At 32.8% G+C, this 22,269-nt stretch carries 23 protein-coding genes; 9 read left to right on the top strand and 14 right to left on the bottom strand.

Annotated features, from left to right (window positions below; translation table 11 throughout):
* Positions 1-9 precede the first annotated feature (9 nt).
* A complete protein-coding gene (locus tag FNB79_RS03575) occupies positions 10-663 on the top strand; it encodes a 3-oxoacid CoA-transferase subunit B (protein ID WP_143379999.1) in 654 nt (217 codons plus the stop codon).
* 286 nt (positions 664-949) lie between these two features.
* Here the strand turns inward: FNB79_RS03575 and FNB79_RS03570 are convergent, their stop codons facing one another.
* Genes FNB79_RS03570 through hemA form a run of 14 tightly spaced genes read right to left on the bottom strand, consistent with a single transcriptional unit; the run spans position 950 to position 14,865 of the window.
* Positions 950-2,626 carry an ABC transporter ATP-binding protein gene (locus FNB79_RS03570; protein WP_143379998.1) on the bottom strand — a complete coding sequence of 559 codons (1,677 nt, stop codon included), beginning with the start codon at positions 2,624-2,626 and terminating at the stop codon, positions 950-952.
* On the bottom strand, positions 2,627-3,337 hold the full coding sequence (locus FNB79_RS03565) for a 3'-5' exonuclease (RefSeq protein WP_143379997.1): 711 nt from the start codon (positions 3,335-3,337) through the stop codon (positions 2,627-2,629). It abuts the gene before it with no gap.
* Entirely contained in the window at positions 3,334-4,485 is a 1,152-nt protein-coding gene (locus FNB79_RS03560) for a serine hydrolase domain-containing protein (RefSeq protein ID WP_143379996.1), read from the bottom strand. The genes FNB79_RS03565 and FNB79_RS03560 overlap by 4 nt, the downstream gene beginning before the upstream one ends.
* A gap of 32 nt (positions 4,486-4,517) precedes the next feature.
* Positions 4,518-4,991: a methylated-DNA--[protein]-cysteine S-methyltransferase gene (locus FNB79_RS03555; RefSeq protein WP_143379995.1), complete on the bottom strand. Its 474-nt coding sequence runs from the start codon at positions 4,989-4,991 to the stop codon at positions 4,518-4,520.
* On the bottom strand, positions 4,991-6,076 hold the full coding sequence (locus tag FNB79_RS03550) for a CNNM domain-containing protein (RefSeq protein ID WP_143379994.1): 1,086 nt from the start codon (positions 6,074-6,076) through the stop codon (positions 4,991-4,993). Before FNB79_RS03550 ends, FNB79_RS03555 begins: the two co-directional genes overlap by 1 nt.
* A 26-nt stretch (positions 6,077-6,102) precedes the next feature.
* Positions 6,103-7,092, bottom strand: a complete 990-nt coding sequence (hemB, locus tag FNB79_RS03545) for a porphobilinogen synthase (protein WP_143379993.1) — start codon at positions 7,090-7,092, stop codon at positions 6,103-6,105.
* Positions 7,093-7,144: 52 nt separating this feature from the next.
* A complete protein-coding gene (gene hemF / locus FNB79_RS03540; protein WP_143379992.1) occupies positions 7,145-8,059 on the bottom strand; it encodes an oxygen-dependent coproporphyrinogen oxidase in 915 nt (304 codons plus the stop codon).
* Positions 8,037-8,570 carry a GNAT family N-acetyltransferase gene (locus FNB79_RS03535; protein WP_143379991.1) on the bottom strand — a complete coding sequence of 178 codons (534 nt, stop codon included), beginning with the start codon at positions 8,568-8,570 and terminating at the stop codon, positions 8,037-8,039. The genes hemF and FNB79_RS03535 overlap by 23 nt, the downstream gene beginning before the upstream one ends.
* On the bottom strand, positions 8,570-9,592 hold the full coding sequence (gene hemE, locus FNB79_RS03530) for a uroporphyrinogen decarboxylase (protein WP_143379990.1): 1,023 nt from the start codon (positions 9,590-9,592) through the stop codon (positions 8,570-8,572). Before hemE ends, FNB79_RS03535 begins: the two co-directional genes overlap by 1 nt.
* Positions 9,592-10,245: a uroporphyrinogen-III synthase gene (locus tag FNB79_RS03525; protein ID WP_143379989.1), complete on the bottom strand. Its 654-nt coding sequence runs from the start codon at positions 10,243-10,245 to the stop codon at positions 9,592-9,594. Before FNB79_RS03525 ends, hemE begins: the two co-directional genes overlap by 1 nt.
* 2 nt (positions 10,246-10,247) lie before the next feature.
* Positions 10,248-10,934: a potassium channel family protein gene (locus FNB79_RS03520; RefSeq protein ID WP_143379988.1), complete on the bottom strand. Its 687-nt coding sequence runs from the start codon at positions 10,932-10,934 to the stop codon at positions 10,248-10,250.
* A 6-nt stretch (positions 10,935-10,940) separates the two neighbouring features.
* Entirely contained in the window at positions 10,941-12,683 is a 1,743-nt protein-coding gene (locus FNB79_RS03515; protein WP_143379987.1) for a TrkH family potassium uptake protein, read from the bottom strand.
* Between the two features lie 15 nt (positions 12,684-12,698).
* On the bottom strand, positions 12,699-13,613 hold the full coding sequence (hemC, locus tag FNB79_RS03510; protein WP_143379986.1) for a hydroxymethylbilane synthase: 915 nt from the start codon (positions 13,611-13,613) through the stop codon (positions 12,699-12,701).
* Positions 13,606-14,865 (bottom strand): glutamyl-tRNA reductase, encoded by a 1,260-nt coding sequence (gene hemA / locus FNB79_RS03505; RefSeq protein ID WP_143379985.1) that lies wholly within the window; start codon positions 14,863-14,865, stop codon positions 13,606-13,608. The genes hemC and hemA overlap by 8 nt, the downstream gene beginning before the upstream one ends.
* Before the next feature lie 209 nt (positions 14,866-15,074).
* Here hemA and FNB79_RS03500 point away from each other — a divergent pair, with 209 nt between their 5' ends.
* The 8 genes from FNB79_RS03500 to FNB79_RS03470 all read left to right on the top strand — a co-directional run bounded on the left by FNB79_RS03500 (position 15,075) and on the right by FNB79_RS03470 (position 22,217).
* A complete protein-coding gene (locus FNB79_RS03500) occupies positions 15,075-15,959 on the top strand; it encodes a helix-turn-helix transcriptional regulator (RefSeq protein ID WP_143379984.1) in 885 nt (294 codons plus the stop codon).
* 4 nt (positions 15,960-15,963) lie between these two features.
* Positions 15,964-16,668 carry a ThuA domain-containing protein gene (locus FNB79_RS03495; protein ID WP_143379983.1) on the top strand — a complete coding sequence of 235 codons (705 nt, stop codon included), beginning with the start codon at positions 15,964-15,966 and terminating at the stop codon, positions 16,666-16,668.
* Positions 16,669-16,704: 36 nt separating this feature from the next.
* On the top strand, positions 16,705-16,866 hold the full coding sequence (locus tag FNB79_RS17150; protein ID WP_185967832.1) for a hypothetical protein: 162 nt from the start codon (positions 16,705-16,707) through the stop codon (positions 16,864-16,866).
* A 109-nt stretch (positions 16,867-16,975) separates the two neighbouring features.
* On the top strand, positions 16,976-18,004 hold the full coding sequence (gene hemH / locus FNB79_RS03490) for a ferrochelatase (RefSeq protein ID WP_143379982.1): 1,029 nt from the start codon (positions 16,976-16,978) through the stop codon (positions 18,002-18,004).
* A 7-nt stretch (positions 18,005-18,011) separates the two neighbouring features.
* The gene (locus FNB79_RS03485) at positions 18,012-19,376 is read left to right on the top strand and encodes an MATE family efflux transporter (RefSeq protein WP_143379981.1); all 1,365 of its coding nucleotides are present in this window, start codon (positions 18,012-18,014) and stop codon (positions 19,374-19,376) included.
* A 9-nt stretch (positions 19,377-19,385) separates the two neighbouring features.
* Positions 19,386-19,934: a CopD family protein gene (locus FNB79_RS03480; RefSeq protein WP_143379980.1), complete on the top strand. Its 549-nt coding sequence runs from the start codon at positions 19,386-19,388 to the stop codon at positions 19,932-19,934.
* Between the two features lie 45 nt (positions 19,935-19,979).
* Complete coding sequence (locus FNB79_RS03475; protein WP_143379979.1) at positions 19,980-21,431, top strand: sensor histidine kinase; 1,452 nt, start codon at positions 19,980-19,982, stop codon at positions 21,429-21,431.
* Positions 21,432-21,434: 3 nt separating this feature from the next.
* The gene (locus FNB79_RS03470; protein ID WP_143379978.1) at positions 21,435-22,217 is read left to right on the top strand and encodes an enoyl-CoA hydratase/isomerase family protein; all 783 of its coding nucleotides are present in this window, start codon (positions 21,435-21,437) and stop codon (positions 22,215-22,217) included.
* Positions 22,218-22,269 lie beyond the last annotated feature (52 nt).

The following is a 22,269-nucleotide window of genomic DNA, read 5'->3' as shown; positions in this document are numbered from 1 at the left end:
ATTAAAAAGATGTTAGATAAAATAGGAATTGCAAAACGTATTGCACAAGAGGTTAAAGATGGTTATTATGTAAACTTAGGTATAGGTATTCCTACGTTGGTAGCGAATTATGTGAGGGATGATATTCAGGTTGAATTTCAGAGTGAAAATGGTGTATTGGGTATGGGACCGTTTCCTTTTGAAGGCGAAGAAGATGCAGACATTATTAATGCCGGTAAACAAACGATTACCACTTTGCCAGGAGCTAGTTTTTTTGATTCGGCAACTAGTTTTGCTATGATTCGTGGTCAACATGTCGATTTAACGATTCTTGGAGCCATGGAAGTTTCAGAAGCAGGAGATATTGCCAATTGGAAAATTCCCGGAAAAATGGTTAAAGGTATGGGCGGTGCGATGGATTTAGTCGCTAGTGCTCAAAATATTATTGTAGCTATGATGCATACCAATAAAGCAGGAGCTTCAAAATTATTAAAACAATGCAGCTTACCCCTTACAGGTGTAGGTTGCGTAAAAAAGATTGTAACTAATCTAGCTGTTTTAGAAATACATGAAAACGGATTCAAATTATTAGAGCGAGCTCCTGGTGTTTCTGTAGATGAAATAATTAAGGCTACCGCAGGAAAATTAATTGTTGAAGGTGATATTCCCGAAATGAAATTTTAAACTAAAGTAAAATTTAATTTAAAATCTGCCAAATGTTAAAAAATAGTGCATTTTATCGATTTTATAATGCTTTTTAACGGTTTTATCGAATTTAAGTTAGATATTTACAATACCCAAAAATACTGTTTTATATAGATCCCAAATCTGCCAAAAACTAACGATTATGAATGTAGCCCCAAATCTACCTGACGAACCTCACTACGCTGAGAGTAAATTATATGAAGCGTATTATAATACCAGATTATTCGTTAGAAATTTTATATACTTAGTGAAAAAGGTGTTTATGTTATAATCCTTTTGGAATCGCTTTAATTAGTCTTTTTGTGTACTCTTGGTGCGGATTGTTATATACAATATCCGCATCGTTTTTTTCTACGATTTCCCCTTTATTCATCACAATTAATTGATCCGACATGTATTTTACTACAGCTAAATCGTGAGAAATAAATATATAAGTAAAGCCAAACTTTTCTTTAAGTTCGTTTAAAAGATTTAAAACCTGAGCTTGTACCGAAATATCCAAGGCCGAAACAGACTCATCACAAACAATAAGTTTAGGTTGTAAAGCAATTGTTCTTGCAATACCTATACGTTGGCGTTGTCCTCCAGAAAATTCGTGCGGATAACGATTAAAATATGCTTCAGAGAGCCCTACTCGGTTTAGAATTTCTAAAACTTTAGCCTTACGTTCTGTTTTGTTTTTATAGAGTTTATGTACCGTCATAGGTTCCATAATGGCTTGCCCCACGGTTAGTCTAGGATTTAATGAAGCATAAGGGTCTTGAAAGATAATTTGTATGTCTTTTCTAAGCGTTCTCATGGCTTTTTTAGACAGCGTAGTAATATCTGTTCCTTTGTAAAGGATAGTTCCAGCAGTGGCTTTATCGAGCTGAAGTATGGCATTCCCTAAGGTTGATTTTCCGCAACCTGATTCGCCTACTAAGCCTAAAGTTTCACCCTCGTAAATTTTAAAACTAACATTATTAACGGCTTTAAATGTTTGCGGTTTAGCAAACCAACCCGAACTTGAGATGTATTCTTTTTCTAGATTAATTACTTCTAATAAAGGAGATTGTTTATATAATGCGGAGTGTATTTTTTGGCGCTCTTCACTAGTGACAATTTTTTTTACAAATGAATTATTTAAATAATCTTGAATGGTAGGTAGTGTTTTTAATCGTATATTTAATGATGGCCTAGAGTTTATAAGAGCTTTTGTGTAATTGTGCTGTGGCAGATTAAAAATATCTGTTGCTGTCCCTTGCTCTACAATATCACCCTTATACATAACAATAACGCGTTCGGCAATTTCAGAAATTAGAGCTAAATCGTGAGTAATAAAAATAATACTCATGTGTGTTTTGTCTTGTAGTTCTTTAAGCAGTACTATAATTTCTTTTTGTACTGTAACATCTAAAGCAGTTGTTGGCTCGTCTGCAATTAAAATATCGGGTTCACAAGCAATAGCCATGGCAATCATAACCCGTTGTTTTTGACCTCCTGAAATTTCGTGTGGATACGATTTATAAACACGTTCTGGATCTGGCAATTTAACTTGTTCAAAGAGGGCTAAGACTTTATTTTTAACTTGAGATAACGATAAACCTGTATGCTGAATTAGTATTTCTTCAACCTGTTCGCCACAACGCATAGACGGATTTAATGAACTCATAGGTTCTTGAAATATCATCGCAATTTTATTTCCTCGTATCTCTTGAAATCCACTCTGGCTTAGTGCTGTGAGATTTGTAGTATTAAAATAAATGGCACCAGACAATGTTGTGATTTTTTTAGGGAGCAATCCTAAAATTGCTAGAGATGATACAGACTTCCCTGATCCAGATTCTCCAACTATACCTAAAATTTCATTGGCATATAAATGATAAGATATGTTGTGGATAACTTCGTTACCATTAAAGGAAATGGTAAGATTCTCAATCTGTAATAAAGGTGTTTTAGGCATTTAAATATGAATAATTTCGTCGTCTGTTAAAATGGCATCGCCTCTTAGTCTTAATAAAATTTGTGCAACGGCAATGGTGTCCTTTTCGCAATACACAATTATGCGGTCTATTTGTTTGTCTTGGTAATATACGCGATATACTTCACTGCCGTCAATATCGTCTTTAGGAGATGGTATACCTAAAATATTAGTGAGTAATTTAAGTGAAGTGTAGTTTTTGTAATCACCAAATTTCCATAATTCTAAAGTGTCTAAATGTGGTACTTCCCAAGGTTTTTTTCCAAATAAATTAAGTTTAGAAGGTAAGGGAATGTTATGAATAATCATACGCCTTGCAATGTATGGGAAATCGAATTCTTTACCATTATGTGCACATAATAACTGTCTAGGATGGTTGTAATGTGTTTCTAAAAGATTTTTAAAGTCTTTTAATATATTAATTTCTTCACCATAAAAAGAGGTTGTTCTAAATTGTCTGTTTTCACCCTTTAGAATAAAATATCCAACAGAAATACAAACAATTTTTCCGAATTCTGCCCAAATTCCTGCCCGTTCGTAAAATTCTTCAGCAGAGAGTTCGTTTCTTTGGTATTTAGATTTTAAATTCCAAAGTTCTTTTTTTGTATCTGTTAAATCAGAAAAATACTGGGTTTCTGGAACGGTTTCAATGTCCAAAAACAAAATGTCTTCAAGATTAAGTTTAGTAATCATTCATTTAACATATTATATCCTTCTTCAATATACGTAAAAATGTCTTTAGAAAAAGTGCCGCCATCTCCTTTAGGTCCTTTTGTATGCCCTAAGCGTACTATTATAATATTGTCTTCAGGTTCTACAATTACATATTGGCCCAGGTGACCACGCATCATAAAAAAATGTTTATCTCCTATATTTTTTAACCACCAACCGTAACCATATTCTGGACTATTGGGAAAACGTGGAGTTATAGATTTTTGTATAAATGCGGAATCTAAAATTTGTTCTCCATTCCAGTTTCCTTGGTCTTTATATAGTTTTCCAAAACGAGCAAAATCTCTTGCGTTACTCGCAATGCAGCAGTATGCTTTCTCTAAGCCGTGTTGTTCACTATCTAGTTGCCATAGGGCATCACTTTCAAAACCCATGGGTTTCCAGAATTCTTCACTTAAATAGCCAGACATGGTTTGTCCGGTAGCTTTTTCTATAACCATACCTAGTAATTGGGTGTTTCCGCTAAGGTATTTGTAAGATGTTCCAGGTGTTTCTATACCTTTCATATTTAGAATCACAGGAGCTATGTTTTCATCAAAATAAGCGCGAGTAGTTACAGAAAAAGGAGAATAGTAAGATTCGTCCCAATCTAATCCAGATGCCATAGACGATAAATCGCCAACAGTTAAGTTTGTGGATAATTCCTTTTTAAATTCTGGGAAATAATCGCTTACCTTTTGGTCTAAACTTTTTATTTTACCTTCCATAATGGCTTTACCAAGCATAGCCGAAACGATACTTTTTGACATTGAAAACGAATTGGTTTTAGAGGTCTTATTAAAACCATCATAATATTTTTCAAACCAAATACTATCGTTTTTTATAATAAGGTAAGCAATAGTTTTGTTTGCAATATTAGTGCGTTCTAAACTATCTGTAATGGTAGCTTTATTGTAGTTGTTATGAATATTCCAAGGTTGTGGTGCACTGTGAGCTATAACTCGATTATCAAATTTTTTATAATCTTCTAAATATGCAGTTTTGTGTCCGGTACCATAGGTTATACGTACAGCTTTTAAAATATAATCGTAATCGAATATATATAGTAAAACTATAAGTAAGCCACATAATAGGACTATAAACTTAAAAAGTTTGAGTAGAATTTTCATAACTAAATTTTAGTTTGAATAAAGATAATAATTTAAAATAAGCTTTGTTGTGTTACCGGACTTTCGTGATTTAACAACCATTGTTTGCGGTGTAAGCCTCCGGCATAGCCTGTTAAGCTTCCGTCTGTACCAATAACACGGTGGCAAGGCACAACAATCCAAAGCGGATTTTTACCATTTGCATTGGCTACAGCACGAATGGCTTTTACATCGCCTAATTGTTTAGAAAGTTCTAAATACGAGAGTGTTTTTCCGTAAGGAATTTTAGTTAAGGCGTCCCATACTTTTTTCTGAAAATCGGTGCCTTTTGGGTTTTGTTTAATACTGAAGTTTGTACGATTACCTTCAAAATAATCTTGCAATTGTTCTGCACAACTTTTCAGCGAATCTGGAATAAGCTTGGAAGGTATTGCTTTATAATTTAAAACTTTTATAGAAATAATACCATTAGTATCTCCTTCAATTTGTGTAAAACCTAAAGGCGTGTTTATAACACAAGTATCCATTAATTTTCTTCTAGAGAGTCATTAATTAAGCCAAGGCGTTTGGCACGTACTTCCCAGCTTTTTCTAGCTAAAGCCTGAAGGTTTGCAACATGGTCACTTTCATCCATAATTTCAAGGCCTAAAAGTGTTTCAATAACATCTTCCATGGTTACAATACCACTTACAGAACCGTATTCATCTACCACCAGAGCCATGTGATTTTTGCTTTCTACAAGCTGTTCAAAAAGTGTAGGAATTGCAATATTACGTTCTATTATAATAATGTCTCGTTTTAAATCTTTAAGTGTTTTTGTGCCATTACCAAGTGCCATTTCTTTAAAGATTTCATCTTTTAATACAAGTCCTGTAATATTATCTGGGCTATCTGTGTATACAGGTATTCTTGAAAAGCGAATATTTGAGTTGGCTTTAAAAAAATCTTGAACAGTAGTGTTATCGTTTGCTGTTTTCATCACCGTTCTTGGTGTCATAATGTGTTTGGCAAGTATATCTTTAAAGGTTAATAAATTTTTTAAAATTTTACTTTCAGATTCTTGAAATACACCTTCTTGAGTGGCCATATCTGCCATGGCATGAAAATCTTCCCGACTAAGTACACTACCATGGCCTTTGCCTCCTATAAGTTTTGTAGTGAGTTGAAGCAGCCATAATATACCTGTATATTTTAAAGGGAATATTAAAATGGTAAGTGCTTTTGATGTGAAATTAGCTAACCCTTGCCAGTATTTTGCACCTATAGTTTTAGGAATAATTTCTGAAACCACAAGTATTAAAAACGTCATGATTGCAGAAACTAATCCTACAGTATTGATGCCAAAAATTTCAAATTTATACGGTAAGCTTTCCGCCTGAATACCTACCATCATTGCACCTAAAGTATGTGCAATGGTGTTTAATGTTAAGATTGCAATAAGCGGCTTATCTACATCTTTTTTTAAATTTTCTAAAGTGGTAGCATAGTCTTTTCCTTCATTTTTTTTAACATTTATAAATGTTGGTGTGACACTTAAAAATACAGCTTCGAGTATAGAACATAAAAACGAAAAAAAGATAGAAATTGTTGCCCAAAAGATGAGTGCTCCCATATTATATATTTTGATTTTTAGCTAAGTTACGAAAGTAATTTCACAACATCCTTAGCAAAATAACTTGCAATAATATCTGCGCCAGCTCTTTTGATAGATGTAACTTGCTCCATCATCACCGCATCATGGTCTAACCATCCGCGTTCTGCCGCAGCTTTAAGCATTGCATATTCTCCAGAAACTTGATATACAGCTACAGGAACATCGACTTCATTTTTAATGTCTCGAACGATATCTAGATAGCATAATCCTGGTTTTACCATAACAATATCTGCACCTTCTTCAATATCTATAAGGGTTTCTCTAATGGCTTCTAATCTGTTACCATAATCCATTTGATATGTTTTTTTGTCTTTTGGCACATCTACCAAATCTACTGGAGCAGAATCTAGAGCATCTCGAAAAGGGCCATAAAATGCAGAAGCATATTTTGCAGTATAGGCCATTATCCCCGTGTTTTTAAAATTCTCCTGTTCTAATATAGTACGAATTTGTAAGGTTCTCCCATCATTCATATCACTAGGTGCAACAAAATCGGCTCCGGCTACAGCATGGCTTAGCGCCATTTGTGCTAGAACTTCAGAAGATTCGTCATTAATTATCATACCATTTTCTACGATGCCATCGTGACCGTAAATTGAATACGGGTCTAAAGCGACATCAGTCATTACTAGCATATCTGGACAAGCATTTTTAACCGTTTTAATAGCGCGTTGCATTAATCCGTTTGGGTTTATGGCTTCGGTCCCTTTGTTGTCTTTTAAAGTGTCGTCTACTTTAACAAAAAGTAAGACCGACTTTAAGCCCAAAGCCCATAATTCTTTAACCTCTTTTTCAAGTAAATCCAAACTTAACCTGAAATAATTTGGCATAGACGGAATCTCGTCTTTTACACCTTTACCTTCAACCACAAAAAGTGGTACTAGAAAATCGTTTGGAGAAATAATAGTTTCGCGAACTAATGCACGAATAGCTTCGTTTGCTCTTAAACGTCTGTTTCTTTTTAATGGATACATGTTTATTAATATTTTGAAATTATTTTTTCAATTAAATTATTGGATGTAGTAATTAAATCCAATTTACAGGGTTTTGTAGTATGCTTATCAACTTTTCTTCTTCACTACCGGCCTCAGGATCATGATTATATACCCACTGTACGTGTGGCGGTAAGCTCATTAGAATACTTTCTATACGACCATTGGTTTTAAGACCGAATAAGGTGCCTTTATCGTGTACTAAATTAAATTCTACATAACGCCCACGACGAATTTCTTGCCAAGTACGTTGCGCTTCAGTAAAGGGTAAATCTTTACGTTTTTTTACAATTGGCACATAACTTTCTAGAAAGCTATTGCCAACTTCGGTAGTAAAATTGTACCATTCATCCATATTCATATTGTCGGTAGCCTTACAATAATCAAAGAATAAGCCGCCAATTCCTCGTGCTTCATTTCGGTGTGCATTCCAGAAATAGGTATCGCATTTCTCTTTGTATATCTTGTAAAAATCGGCATGGTGTTTATCGCAAGCTGTTTTACAAGTGGTGTGGAAATGAATAGCGTCTTCATTAAAAAGATAGTAAGGTGTTAAGTCTTGTCCGCCACCAAACCATTGGTCCACGATGTTTCCGTCTTGGTTGTACATTTCAAAGTAACGCCAATTGGCATGTACTGTAGGTACCATTGGATTTTTAGGATGTAAGACTAAGCTTAGCCCGCAAGCAAAGAAATTGGCATCTTTAACACCAAAGTAATTTTGCATACTTTCAGGAAGTTCGCCATGAACGCCAGAAATATTTACACCTCCTTTTTCGAAAACAGCACCGTTTTCTATAACACGTGTTCTTCCACCGCCACCTTCAGGACGTTTCCAAATGTCTTCTTGAAATTTGGCTTTACCATCCATAGCTTCTAATGCGGTGGTAATTGTGTCTTGTAGTCCTAATATATATTGATAAAATTTATCTTTTACACTGTAATTCATATAATTCCATATCTTGAGTTGGTGCGTTTGGTGGCGCATATTCGTTTTTCAGAGTCTTTGTCCATGTAAATCCTGCTTTTTTAGCAACTTTTATACTTGCAATATTAGATTTATGGGAAATAATGTGAAGTGTGTTTAATTGTAATTTAGTAAACGCATACTGAGAAAATTTAGTAATAGCCAAAGACATTATGCCTTTGTTTTCCTTATGTTTATCAATACAATAGGCAAACTCACCTATCTTTTTTAGCCAATCGATATCCTTTAAAATAACAAGCGCAAAAATGGCATTTGTAGTAACATCTTTTAGCGTGAAAGTATATTCGTGTTTATGCTCTCTTTTTTGTTGTTGGGCAATTATATAGGCCTCTGAAGCTTCAACATTTAAATTTTTAGCAAGTGTATACGGTAAATAAGAAACAAATCGCTTTACATTATCCATCATAAATTTATGAAGATGAGGAGCATCTGATAGTTCTAAATTAGAGATGTAAAACGATTTATTGTGCATTATTTATATTCTTTAACGGCATCTATAAATGCTTTAGCATGATCTAACGGAATGTTAGGTAAGATACCGTGCCCTAAGTTTACTATATATTTGTCTTTACCAAATTCATTAATCATTTGGTGTACCATTTTTTTAATTTCAGAAGGCGGGGATAATAATCTAGACGGATCGAAGTTTCCTTGAAGCGTTATGTTTCCACCGGTTAAATAGCGTGCATTTTGTGCAGAACATGTCCAATCTATTCCTAATGCAGCGGCATTACTTTTAGCCATATCTCCCAATGCAAACCAGCACCCTTTTCCAAAAGCAATTACAGGTGCATCGTCTTTTAGGGCTTCAATAATTTGGTTTATATATTGCCAAGAAAATTCTTTGTAATCTGTTGGTGATAACATGCCTCCCCAAGAATCAAAAATCTGTACAGCATTTACACCAGCAACTACTTTAGCTTTTAAATAGGCGATTGTAGTATCTGTTATTTTTTGTAGTAATTGGTGAGCAGCAACTGGGTTTGTAAAACAAAATTCTTTGGCTTTGTCAAAATTTTTACTGCCTTGACCTTGTACTACGTAGCATAAAATGGTCCAAGGCGAGCCTGCAAATCCAATTAAAGGAATGTCGTTGTTAAGAAGTTCTTTAGTCGCTTTAATGGCTTGCATCACATAATCTAACTCGACGTTAACATCGGGTACAATTACGTTATCTACACCTTTTTGGTCGCGCACAGGGTTTGGTAAATATGGACCAAAATTAGGTTTCATCTCCACATCTATATTCATGGCTTGAGGAATAACTAAGATGTCGCTAAATAAAATTGCGGCATCCATACCGTAACGGCGTATGGGTTGCACGGTAATTTCACTAGCTAATTCTGGCGTACGGCAACGTGTAAAGAAATCGTATTTTTCGCGAATAGCAATAAATTCTGGTAGGTAGCGTCCTGCTTGACGCATCATCCAAACTGGAGGACGTTCTACCGTTTCTCCTTTTAAAGCTCTTAAGTATAAATCGTTTTTAATCATTATTTTTTTGAGTATTTAACTACTGTTTGTAGTAAGTTTTCTATAGTAGGACTAGTGGGTACTATTATATTTTTAATGTGTTCAGGTAGTGCTTCTGCTGTTGTTTTTCCTATACAAAATAGCGTTTCGTTTGTAATTGTGTTTTCTGTTAAATAGCTAGAAACGCCACTAGGGCTATAGAATAATATCGCATCAAATGTATGATCAATTTTTTCTGGAGCAGGTAATGTATGATATACTATAATCTCTTTTAAACTAATGTTATGTTCTTGTAATATATTTGGTATTGCATCGTGTCTTAAATTTCCGCAGAAAAATGTAAACGTATCATTTTTATGGTATTTTACGATGTAATTAGCCAAATCAGATCCGTAAAGTTTCATTTTGGATACATTTTGACCATTTTCTTCAAGATACTTCATTGTGCGTTCTCCAACACAAAAGCAGTTTTTTATTACAACTTTGTTTTCAATTACGGCTTTTGCTGCATTCTGACTTGTAATTATAGCATTTTCAACAATTATTTCAGAATCAAAGTCTATGAATTCTATTTTTATCGCATCATATTCTGTAAGCTGAATATTTGCCTTTGTTAATACTGCTTTATATTCCTTATAAAGCAATTTAGTTGATAGAATAGATTTAATTGGCATGTTTAATTTTTATGACAAATTTTAGAGATATCATCATTGAGTCCAAAAACAACTAAAATGTCTCCTTCTTGAATGATGGTATTTGCTCCAGGTATACCTATAACTTCTTTGATAAATGTGGTATTCCCTATTAAATTTATTTTTTCTTTTTTACGAAGAATAGTAATGATATTTAATTTTTGTTTGGATCTAAAATCTAAACTAGATATTGATTTTCCAACAAATTCTGAAGGTGTTTTTATTTCTGAAATAGAATATTTTTCGTCTATTTTAAAGCTATCTACTATATTTTTAAGGTTGATTTTATTTGTAAGTTTTAATGCTGCTTCTTGCTCTGGATGGACTATAGATGTTATACCCATTGCTTGTAAAACTGTATCGTGAATTGGAGATAGAGAACGGCTAATAACTTTAGCTGTTGTTAACTTTTTTAAAATAGCTGTGGTAATAATTGCTGCGCCTTCATTTTCGCCTATAGCAACTACAGCAATATCTGTTTGTTTTACAGGAAGTGACTGGTAAGCTAATTCGTTGGTTGAATCTAAGCAAATACTATGAGCAATTTTATCTTTTACAATATTTACTTTTTCCATGTTTTTGTCAATTCCTACAACCTCGTTACCTGTTTCTGTAAGGCTTAAAGCAAGTGACATTCCGAAATTTCCGAGACCAAAAATAATGACTTTCATAATATCTTAGTTTATTAAAATATTTTCTTGTGGGTATTGATAAAATTTTTGTTCTACTTGCCCAAGCATTCCAAAAAGCAAGTTTAACAATCCAATTCGTCCAACAAACATAACAACAATAATTACGTATTTGCTTGGATCGCTTAAAGTTGGTGTAAGGTTTACACTTAACCCTGAGGTACTATATGCAGAAAAACATTCGAAAGCAATGGCTAATAAATCTTTTTCAGGTTCAAAAAATAAGAGTAATAGTATTGCTGTGCCTATAGTTAATAAAGAGATGAAAATAATAGAAAAGGCACGGTTTACAGTGCTGCTAGAAATTTCTCTTGTATTAATTTCTATTCGTTTTTTTCCTCTTGCAGTAGCTAATATATTTAAAGTAGCAATAGCAAACGTACTGGTTTTTATACCACCTCCAGTAGATCCTGGGGAAGCTCCAATCCACATTAAAAAGATAACTAGTAATAAAGATGGTGTTGCGACCTGACTGTAATCTACAGTATTAAAACCTGCAGTTCTTGGAGTTACAGAAGAGAACATTGCTGTGGTTATTTTTCCAAATGTAGTACTGTGGTCTTGTAAGCTAAATTGTGCTTCGGCAAAATAGAAAAAAACAAATCCAAGTGTTAATAAAATGCTTGTTGTTACAATTGTAATTTTTGAATTTAACGTGAACACCCTAACGGTTGTAGTAACTTTGTTTTTTGTTCTAAATAGATTTAAAAACCTGCGTTTTAAATAGGTGTAAGAGTTAAATATAAAGCTATACCCAATACCACCAATAATTATTAGTAGCATAAGCACCCATTGTAGCGAGTAATCGTATCTTAAAGCAGGATCGTAAAAACTAGATGAAGATGTTGAAAATCCTGCATTACAAAACGCTGAAATGGAATGAAAGATTGAAAAGAATATTTTATCTTCAATAGTACTTATAGCATCAATAGACATGTAAATAAAAACTGTTCCTAAAAGCTCAATACCTAAAGTAAATCCAACAATTTGGGCTGCAATTTTAAACACATCTTGTAAGTTTTCTGTAGATGTATAATCTTTCATATACATACTTTCTCTAAACGACGAACTTTCTTTAAAGAAATATGCGAAAAACGATGTAAATGTTAATATCCCTAAACCACCCATTTGAATGAGAATAATAATTACGGTTTGCCCCAATTGGGTAAAATCTTTACCAGTATCTAAGACAGCAAGTCCAGTAACACAAATAGCACTTGTAGAGGTAAATAAGGCATCTATGAATGTTATACCATTAACTGTAACTTTAGGAAGCATAAGTAATAATGCGCCAACTAAAACTAAAATAAAAAAGCTCCCAACAAATAAAATAGCGGGGTTAAAATAAATTTTATAAATGTACTTTATAAAAAAAGTTAAACGCATTAAAAGATAAAAAAACAGTCCCAATTCAAAGACTACTTTTGGTCTCATGAGTTGCTCTACAGGTGGTAAATGTTGATTTAAATAAAAAACTGTAGTCGCAGTAATAAGTGTGGTAATTAAAATACCGATATTAAATTTAATTGTTTTCCTAACCGGGTTACTTTTGTTGTATTGAAAAAGCTTAATAAAATTAAAAGTAATAATTAGTAACGTAATACCAGTATAAACGGGGATTCTAAAGGGTTTATACTCTTCGTTTAAACTAAATCCGAAATCGAAAATTAAAAAAAATAAAATGAGAATATCTGTAAAACGATATAGGTTTTGCAACGTTTTAATTTTCATTATTATTTGGGTTTTTTATGAATTCATTTCCTTTTTGATAGAATCCATAAGTTCTTTTCCGCCTTTTTCAATGAGTTCTAAGGCACAGCGTTTTCCAAAATCTTTATAGTTATTCAAATTATCGGTTTTGTTTATGCTTAGTTTTTTACTGCCGTCTAAGGCTAATAAAACACCAGTAAATGCAATAGTATCATTAGTAATTGTTGCAATACCACCTATTGGTGCAGTACAACCTGCTTCTAATATACGTAAAAATTCACGTTCTACGTATGTGCAAATATCTGTATGTGTGTCGTTTAGTTTTGAGACTGCTTCTGTGATGTCTTTATCTTTTTCTAAAGTCACAACTACCATGGCACCTTGTGCAGGAGCAGGAACCATCCAATCTAATTCAATAAATTGTTTTGGTAAAACATTAATACGTTCTAAACCAGCTTTAGCAAATATGGCCGCATCCCAATTGTTGTCTTCTAATTTTTGAAGACGTGTAATAACATTTCCTCTTAAATCTTCAACAGTATGATTTGGATACTTGTTTAACCATTGTGCTTTTCGTCTTAAGCTTCCTGTTGCTATTGTGCCTTGCGTTTCTAAAAAGTCTAAGTTTTTGTAAACCAAAATATCGTTTACATTGGCGCGTTCTAAAACAGCAGATTGTACGATCCCTTTTGGAAGTAAGGTTGGGACGTCTTTCATGGAATGTACAGCAATATCTACGGTGCCATTTAACATAGCAACATCTAAAGTTTTAGTAAATATACCTGTAATACCTAATTCGTAAAGTGGTTTATCTAGGATAAGATCTCCAGTAGATTTAACGGCAATAATTTCTGTGGCATACCCTAAATCTTCTAAACGTTTTTGTACTGTTTTTGCTTGCCAAAGAGCCAACTGACTGTCTCTTGTACCAATGCGAATAGTTTTATGCATTTGTTGATGTTTCTAGCTGAAACACTTTTTTTATAAGTTCAAGACTTTCATTAGTTGAAAAATCTTCGTCTTTTAAGTGATGTGCGAAATGATTTGTTATTTTTTGAATAATATTATTACTAATTAACTCGGCTTGTGCTTCGTTAAAATCAGATATTTTTTTGCGTTGAACATCAAGTTCTGCCGATTTAAAATCTAATAATTTATTCTTTAATGCTTTTATAGTAGGAGCAAATTTTCGTGTTTCTAACCAATCGTTAAATTCTTTTTTAACATCTTCAATAATGGTTTCGGCAACAGGAATATAAGCCTTTCTTTTTTCTAATGTTGCATCTGTAATTTGCGATAAATAATCTAAATGAATTAAAGTTACACCCTCTAGGTCTGTTACATTTTCATGTACGTTTTTAGGAATAGATAAATCTAAAATTAAAAGCGGTTTTTTAGTTTGTATTAAGTGTTTATCTACCGTTGGGTTTTGTGCCCCAGTTGCAACAACTAAAACATCTGCATTATTTATTTCTTCTTGTAAATTGGCATAATCTTTAACTAGTAAATTAAATTTTACAGCAATACGTTCGGCTTTATCTTTGGTTCTGTTAATTAAAGTTATTTGTTCGTTTTTAGTGTGTTTAACTAAATTCTCGCAAGTGTTTCTTCCTATTTTTCCTGTACCAAAGAGTAATATATTTTTATTAGATATGTCTGGAACATTATTTAAAATATAATGTACAGAAGCAAAAGAGACCGATGTTGCACCCGAAGAAATTTCGGTTTCATTTTTTATGCGTTTACTCGCCTGAGTAACCATTGTAATTAAACGCTCTAAAAACGTATCTAATAAACCAAGTTTTTTAGACAGTTTAGCACTAGTTTTTAGTTGGCTAATAATTTCAAAATCTCCAAGAATTTGGCTATCTAATCCAGAACCAACACGAAACATGTGAGAGATTGCTTCTTTGGTTTTGTATACATATGCTACTTTTTGAAACTCGTCTACAGTGCCTTTAGTATTATCGCATAATAATTTTATAAGTTGAAATGGGTGTTCTGCAAAACCATAAATTTCTGTTCTATTACAGGTAGAGGTTACTATTAAACTTTCTATACCAGAAGCCTTAGCCTGCTTTAGAAGGTTTAATTTAGCTGCATCATCAAGACTAAAATGTCCTCTAATTTCAGCGTCTGCCTTTTTATAACTTAACCCGATGGCATAAAAATAGGTGCCTCTAGATCCGTGATTCTGATTCATTAAATATATTGGTTGCAAATTTTGAACAAATGTAAAGTGACTAAATGTAAAAAAATAACGCTGAAAGAACTTTTAGTGTCGTTTCTGGTTTTTTAACTTATTTTTTTAATCTAATCTAATAAATATCATACATTTGCTAGTATAACAACGTTTTCGTTATAGTTTGTTTAGAAGAAGTCTAAATAAAATGGATTTATTTTATAGAGCATATGAGAGAAAAAAATATCGCTGTAGGAACTTTTAAAGAAACCTTTATAGATCAAGGGTTTTTAGTGTTAACTTATCAAAATGAGGGGCTTGAAGTTGAGGTTTTAGAGAAAGCTATTGATAGTAGTTTTATACAATTTCATTTTTGTTTAAAGGGATCTGCTGCTTTTAAGTTTAATAAAGGGAGCTATACTTTGAATATAAATGAAGAAAATTCGTTGTTACTTTATAACCCGCAACAAGATTTACCTATACATTTAGAGGTTAATCCTAATTCTTGGTTGGTAACTATCTTAATTTCTATAAAAGAGTTTCATGGGTTATTTTCTCAAGAAGCCGATTATATTACTTTTTTAAGTCACGATAATAAAGATAAAAAATATTATAAAGATGGTAAAATTTCACCATCAATGGCTATTGTACTTACCCAAATGATTCATTATAATTTAAACGATTCAATTAAAAACCTTTATTTTAAAGGTAAAGCGTATGAATTGTTAAGTCTTTACTTTAATAGGAGTGAAGATGCAGATACAGAACAATGTCCGTTTTTGGTAGATGAAACTAATGTGATAAAAATTAGAAAAGCTAAGGATATTATAATTTCAAGAATGGCAGAACCTCCAAGCTTGCAGGAATTAGCAGACGAAATAGGGTTAAGTCTTAAAAAACTTAAAGAAGGGTTTAAGCAAATTTATGGTGACTCTGTGTTTAGCTTTTTATTTGATTATAAAATGGAAGAAGCCAGAAAACTGTTAGAAACAGGAGGTTTAAATGTAAACGAAGTTGGACTTAAAGTAGGATATAGTACTTCTAGTCATTTTATATCGGCTTTTAAAAAGAAATATGGAACAACCCCCAAAAAATATTTACAATCTATAAATTAAGACTATGAAGTTTATATTGGTTTTTATCTTAGCTTGGGTATCTGGGTTTAGTCAGTCTTCAGATCAGGTTTTAGTATTTTCAAAAACCGAAGGTTATAGGCATAAGGCTATAGAAATTGGTGTGCAAACATTGGAAAGTTTAGGTGTAGATCATAATTTTAGTGTTACTCATACAGAATATTCAGAGGTCTTTAATGCAGAAGATTTGCAACGCTACAAATTGGTTATTTTTCTTAATACCACAGGTGATGTACTAAATGTAAAACAACAAGAACATTTTAAAAAATACATTAATAATGGAGGGAGTTTTTTAGGTGTTCATGCTGCATCAGACACCGAGTTTAATTGGCCTTGGTATGGTAAACTTGTAGGAGCTTATTTTCTGGATCATCCAAAAGCTTGTGAAGCCAAGTTAAAAGTTGTAGACGCCTCACATGTGTCTACTAAACACCTGCCTTCCACATGGTCTCATTTTGATGAGTGGTATAACTTTAAAACAATTAGCCCCAATATTCATCCGGTTTTATTGCTTGATGAAACGTCTTATTCAGGTGGTAAAAATAAAGATTATCACCCGATTGCGTGGTATCAGGAATTTGATGGCGGACGTAGTTTTTACACGGGTCTCGGTCATACCAAAGAAGCCTATACAGACCCAAAATTTATAAACCACTTATTAGGTGGTATTGCATATTGTTTAAATCGTTAATTTATATAGTCTTTAATATCATCTAAATTATTTACTATGAAGTATTTATCTCCAGAAATCGAAGCTTGGTCTAGACAACAAGAATCTCAATCTTTAGTAAGACCAGGTGTGTCTTGCGGAATTTTTCAGGATTGTAATAGTAATACGTATCATGAAACTCAAAATTATCAGCAAAAATATAAAGCTAACACTAAGTAATTTTTTTTGACTTACAGCTTAAAATCTTATCAATTTGAGTGAATATGAAATAAGATAATACTATGATTGTAGTGTGGTATGATCACAATTTCTATTGTACTTTTGTAATATGAAAAAAGGAATATTATTAGTTAATTTAGGGTCTCCTGAGAGTCCTACACCAAAAGATGTAAAAACATATTTAGGTGAATTTTTAATGGATGAACGTGTTATAGATTTACCATATGTTGCTAGAGCCGCTCTTGTTAAGGGTATTATACTAAAAACTAGACCTAAAGCTTCTGCAGCAGCATATAAAAAAATATGGTGGGATGAAGGATCGCCTTTAATTGTAATTTCTGAACGTTTACAAGCTAAAGTACAAAATGTAGTAGATTATCCTGTTGCATTAGCTATGCGTTATGGAACAATGACTATACAAAAAGGCTTGCAAGAGTTGGTCGATAAAGGCGTAGAAGAAGTATTTTTAATTCCGCTATATCCACAATTTGCGATGGCTACAACAGAAACCATTTTGGTTTTAGCAGAAGAAATCCGTCAAGCACATTTTCCAAATCTAAAAATAGATCATTTACCAGCATTTTATAATAAACCTGATTATATTGAGGTGTTGAGTAATTCAATAAAAAAACATTTAGCGGGAAAAACATACGACCATGTATTGTTTTCTTACCATGGTGTGCCCGAGCGCCACATTAAAAAAAGTGATGTTACCAAATCGCATTGTAAATTAGATGGATCTTGTTGCAAAACACCATCAAAAGCACACGAGTTTTGTTACAGGCATCAATGTTTAGAGGTTACTAGATTGGTTGGAGAGAAGCTAGGCTTTCAGGACGGCGCGTTTTCTACATCATTCCAATCCCGATTAGGATTCGATCCATGGTTACAACCTTACACAGATAGAACTATTGAGCGTTTAGGACTTGAAGGAATAAAAAATATTGCCATTATTACACCTGCTTTTGTAAGTGATTGTTTAGAAACTTTAGAAGAAATAGCCATGGAAGGGCAAGAACTTTTTCATGAAGTTGGAGGAAAAGCGTTTACTACAGTACCGTGTTTAAACGATGAAGATGAGTGGTCTGATTTACTAGGAAAATGGATTAATAATTGGGCCGACTCTAAGGTGAAATAATAACTGTATGAAAGGAAAAATATCGGCAGATTTAGGTACAGAACCTATAAGTAAACTTTTAATTAGGCAATCTGTACCTGCATCAATAGGTATTTTAGTTATGTCTCTAAATGTTCTGGTAGATACAATATTTGTTGGAAACTGGATAGGATCTATTGCCATTGCTGCTATAAACGTTGTTTTGCCAGTGTCTTTTTTTATAGCAGCTTTAGGGATGTCTATAGGTATTGGTGGCTCTTCAATTATTTCTAGAGCTTTAGGGGCAAAGAATAAAGAAAAGGCGTTATCTACATTCGGTAATCAGATAACTTTAACTTTGTTTTTAATATTTTTATTTGTTTCTGTAGGACTTCTTTTTAAAGATAATATTATTCTTGCTTTTGGAGGTAAAGGCGATATTTTTTATCCTGCTAAAGTTTATTATACTATAGTTCTATATGGTGTTCCTTTCTTGGGATTATCTATGGTTGGGAATAATGTTATTCGTGCAGAAGGTAACCCTAAATTTGCAATGTATGCGATGATGGTTCCTGCTATAGGAAACCTCATATTCGATTATATTTTAATAAATCTTCTAGATCAAGGTATGGCTGGTGCCGCTTGGGCAACTACAGGATCAAATCTGCTAGGTTTTTTGTATGTTGTTTGGTATTTCTTTTTAAATAAAAAGACGGTTTTAAATATTAATTGGACACATTTAAAATTAAAATTAAAAACCATTAATGAAATAGGATCTTTAGGTTTCGTTACATTAGCACGTCAGGCTGTAGTTAGTGTAACGTATTTATTTATGAATAATATTCTATTTGATATAGGTGGAGAAGTTTCTGTAACTTCATATGCTATTGTTGGACGCATGCTTATGTTTGCCCTATTTCCTGTATTGGGAGTTACACAAGGGTTTTTGCCTATTGCAGGATACAATTATGGTGCAGAGCAATACGATCGGGTTAGATTATCTATAAATACAGCTATAAAATATGCCGCTTGTCTAGCAACACTTGTGTTTATACTACTAATGGTATTTCCAGAAAGTATCACTAAAATGTTTACTCAAGATCCAGACGTGGTACGAGAAACACCTCAAGCTATGCGTTGGGTATTTGCTGCAACGCCTATTATTGCATTGCAGTTAATTGGAGCTGCTTATTTTCAAGCAATAGGGAAAGCAAAACCGGCATTACTTCTTACTTTAACACGCCAAGGATTCTTTTTTATTCCGCTAATCTTAATTTTACCAAATTTTTATGGTGAATTAGGAGTTTGGATGTCATTTCCTATTTCAGATATATTGTCTACTATTGTTACCGGATATTTTTTAAATAAGGAAATCAAATCGGATCTTATTAATAAGCAAACCATTTCAACTTAAGCATATATTATGGAATATTATAACTACATAAAATCGCTTCATCTCATTTTTGTTATTACCTGGTTTGCGGGTCTTTTTTATATTCCTAGATTGTTTGTATATCAAATAGAATCGTTTCATAAACCATCGCCCGAAAAAGAAATATTAGGCGCACAATTAAAGTTAATGAGTAAACGATTGTGGAATATAATAACTTGGCCATCGGCTATTTTGGCTACTTTTTTTGCAATTTGGTTACTTATTTTAATGCCAGCTTGGTTGCAAGAATCATGGATGCATGTAAAATTGGGTTTTGTTATACTACTTATTATCTATCATTTAAAAACGCACCAATATTATAAACAGTTACAGCGCGATGACGTTAGAAAAACATCGAATTATATGCGCCTCTGGAATGAAGGTGCAACGTTTATTCTTTTTGCAGTGGTGTTTTTGGTTATTTTAAAAAGTAGTTTTAATTGGATTTTTGGAGTACTTGGTATCGTAGTACTTGGTGTGCTAATAATGCTAGGTTTTAAAGTTTATAAGCGTATACGTGCAAAAAATCCTAATGCTTAAAACAATGGCTTGATTATTGTTGAGTTTAGCGTACGTTATTATAATATGAAACTTAAAAAAATATCCTTACGACTTCGCATTTTTGTGGCTATGCTTTTTGTAGTAGTTTTAGCTTCAATTTTAATTGTTGGGGTAGCAATCTATCAATATGGAGAAGAAGCTATAGATTATCATCAGCAGCGACTAGAACGTAAGGAGAAAAACATAAAATCTCATATTAATTTTATTGTTAAACAAACCTCTTTTGAAGTTAAAACAGAAAACATTCCATATATTTTTAAAGAAAAAATTTATGAAATAGCAAACATACATAATCTTCAAATTAATATTTACGATTTAGATGGTTCTATATTAACCTCGTCTAGAGCAGGTTTTTCTCAAGACTCTTCTGTACATTGTATAAATGTAGATATTTTAAATACACTTTCCAATACGGCTAAACATACGTATGTTGAAAAGCGAAGTGAAAATAATATAATTTATCAATCGTCTTACTCATATATTACAGATCAAAAATTTAAGCCTTTAGCAATTCTTAATTTACCTTATTTAGAAGACGACGATTTTCTATCTAAAGAGTTAGATGAGTTTTTAGAGCGTATTAGTTATGCATATTTATTTATGCTAGCTCTAGCTACAGCAATAGCATTCTTTTTAGCCAATTATATCACTAAATCTATAAAAACAATAAGTGATAAAATTAATACTACAACACTAGAAAAACGAAATGCACGTATAGATGTTGAAGATGCAAGTGAAGAGATATCGACTTTGGTAAGATCTTATAATAGTATGATTGATCAATTAGAAGATAGTGCTAAAAAATTAGCTAAAAGTGAACGTGAACAGGCGTGGCGAGAGATGGCAAAACAAGTGGCACACGAGATAAAAAACCCTTTAACGCCTATGCGACTAAGTGTTCAAAATTTTCAGCGTAAGTTTAGTCCAGATGATCCAGATATTTATCACAAGGTAGAAGAATACTCAGAAACTTTAATTCAGCAAATAGATACCATGAGTTCTATTGCGTCTGCATTTTCAAATTTTGCGAATATGCCCGCTCAGCAAAATGAAACCATTAATGTGGTTAATACAGTGCGCTTGTCTTTAGATATTTTTAATAAAGACTATATTGTATTTCTTGCCGAACGTGAGGAGATTATAACCACATTCGATAAAACTCAATTAATTAGGATTGTAACTAACTTAGTAAAAAATGCTATACAGGCTATTCCAGATAACCGAATTCCTAAAATTGTAGTGCACGTATCTTTACAAGACAATATTGTTAAATTAACGGTCTCAGACAACGGAACGGGAATTACTGAAGGTAATGAAACCAAAATTTTCGAGCCAAAATTTACGACTAAATCTGGTGGAATGGGATTAGGTTTAGCCATGGTAAAAAATATTCTTGAAACGTATAATGGCCATATAACATTTAATTCACAACTTGATAAAGGCACAACGTTTATAGTAACATTTCCAAAAACATAAATTATGACTTTTAAAACTATTATATCTCAGTTTAACGAGGGCATCACTACAATAACTATTAATAGACCTTCTAAGCTTAATGCTTTAAATAAAGAAACAATTAAAGAGTTACATTATGCTTTTAAAATAGCAGAAGAAGACCATGAAACCTTAGTTATAATAGTTACTGGGAGCGGAGATAAAGCTTTTGTAGCAGGTGCAGATATTAGTGAGTTTGCTAATTTTAATGAAGAAAAAGGTGCAAAACTTGCAGCTAAAGGTCAAGAGTTGTTATTCGATTTTATTCAAAATTTATCTACACCAGTAATTGCTGCTGTTAACGGATTTGCTTTGGGAGGTGGTTTAGAAATGGCAATTGCGTGTCATTTTAGAGTTGCTAGTGAAAATGCTAAAATGGGACTACCAGAAGTGTCTTTAGGTGTAATTCCTGGCTATGGCGGTACGCAACGCTTGCCTCAATTAGTAGGCAAAGGTCGTGCTATGGAAATGATACTAACAGGAGGCATGATTAATGCTGAACAAGCTTTAGCGTATGGTTTAGTAAACCATGTTGTAGCTTCAGATAATTTACTATCTTTTTGTGATGGTATTGCAAATAAAATTAAAAAGAATTCTCCTAAAGCCATTGCAGAGGCGATACGAGCTATTAATGCAGGTTTTAAAACAGGGGTAAACGGTTATAAGAAAGAAATTAAAGCTTTTGGTAGATGTTTTGCAACCGAAGATTTTAAAGAAGGCACTTCTGCATTCTTAGAAAAACGAAAAGCAAATTTTACAGGAAAATAGATATAAAAAAAGTGAACTGTTTAAGATTCACTTTTTTTGTAGGTTAGTTTAG

The organism is Formosa sediminum, assembly GCF_007197735.1.
In the GTDB taxonomy this organism is placed as follows: Bacteria; Bacteroidota; Bacteroidia; order Flavobacteriales; family Flavobacteriaceae; genus Formosa; species Formosa sediminum.
Note: the sequence above shows the minus strand (reverse complement) of the source record. Positions and strands in the feature narration are given on the sequence as shown.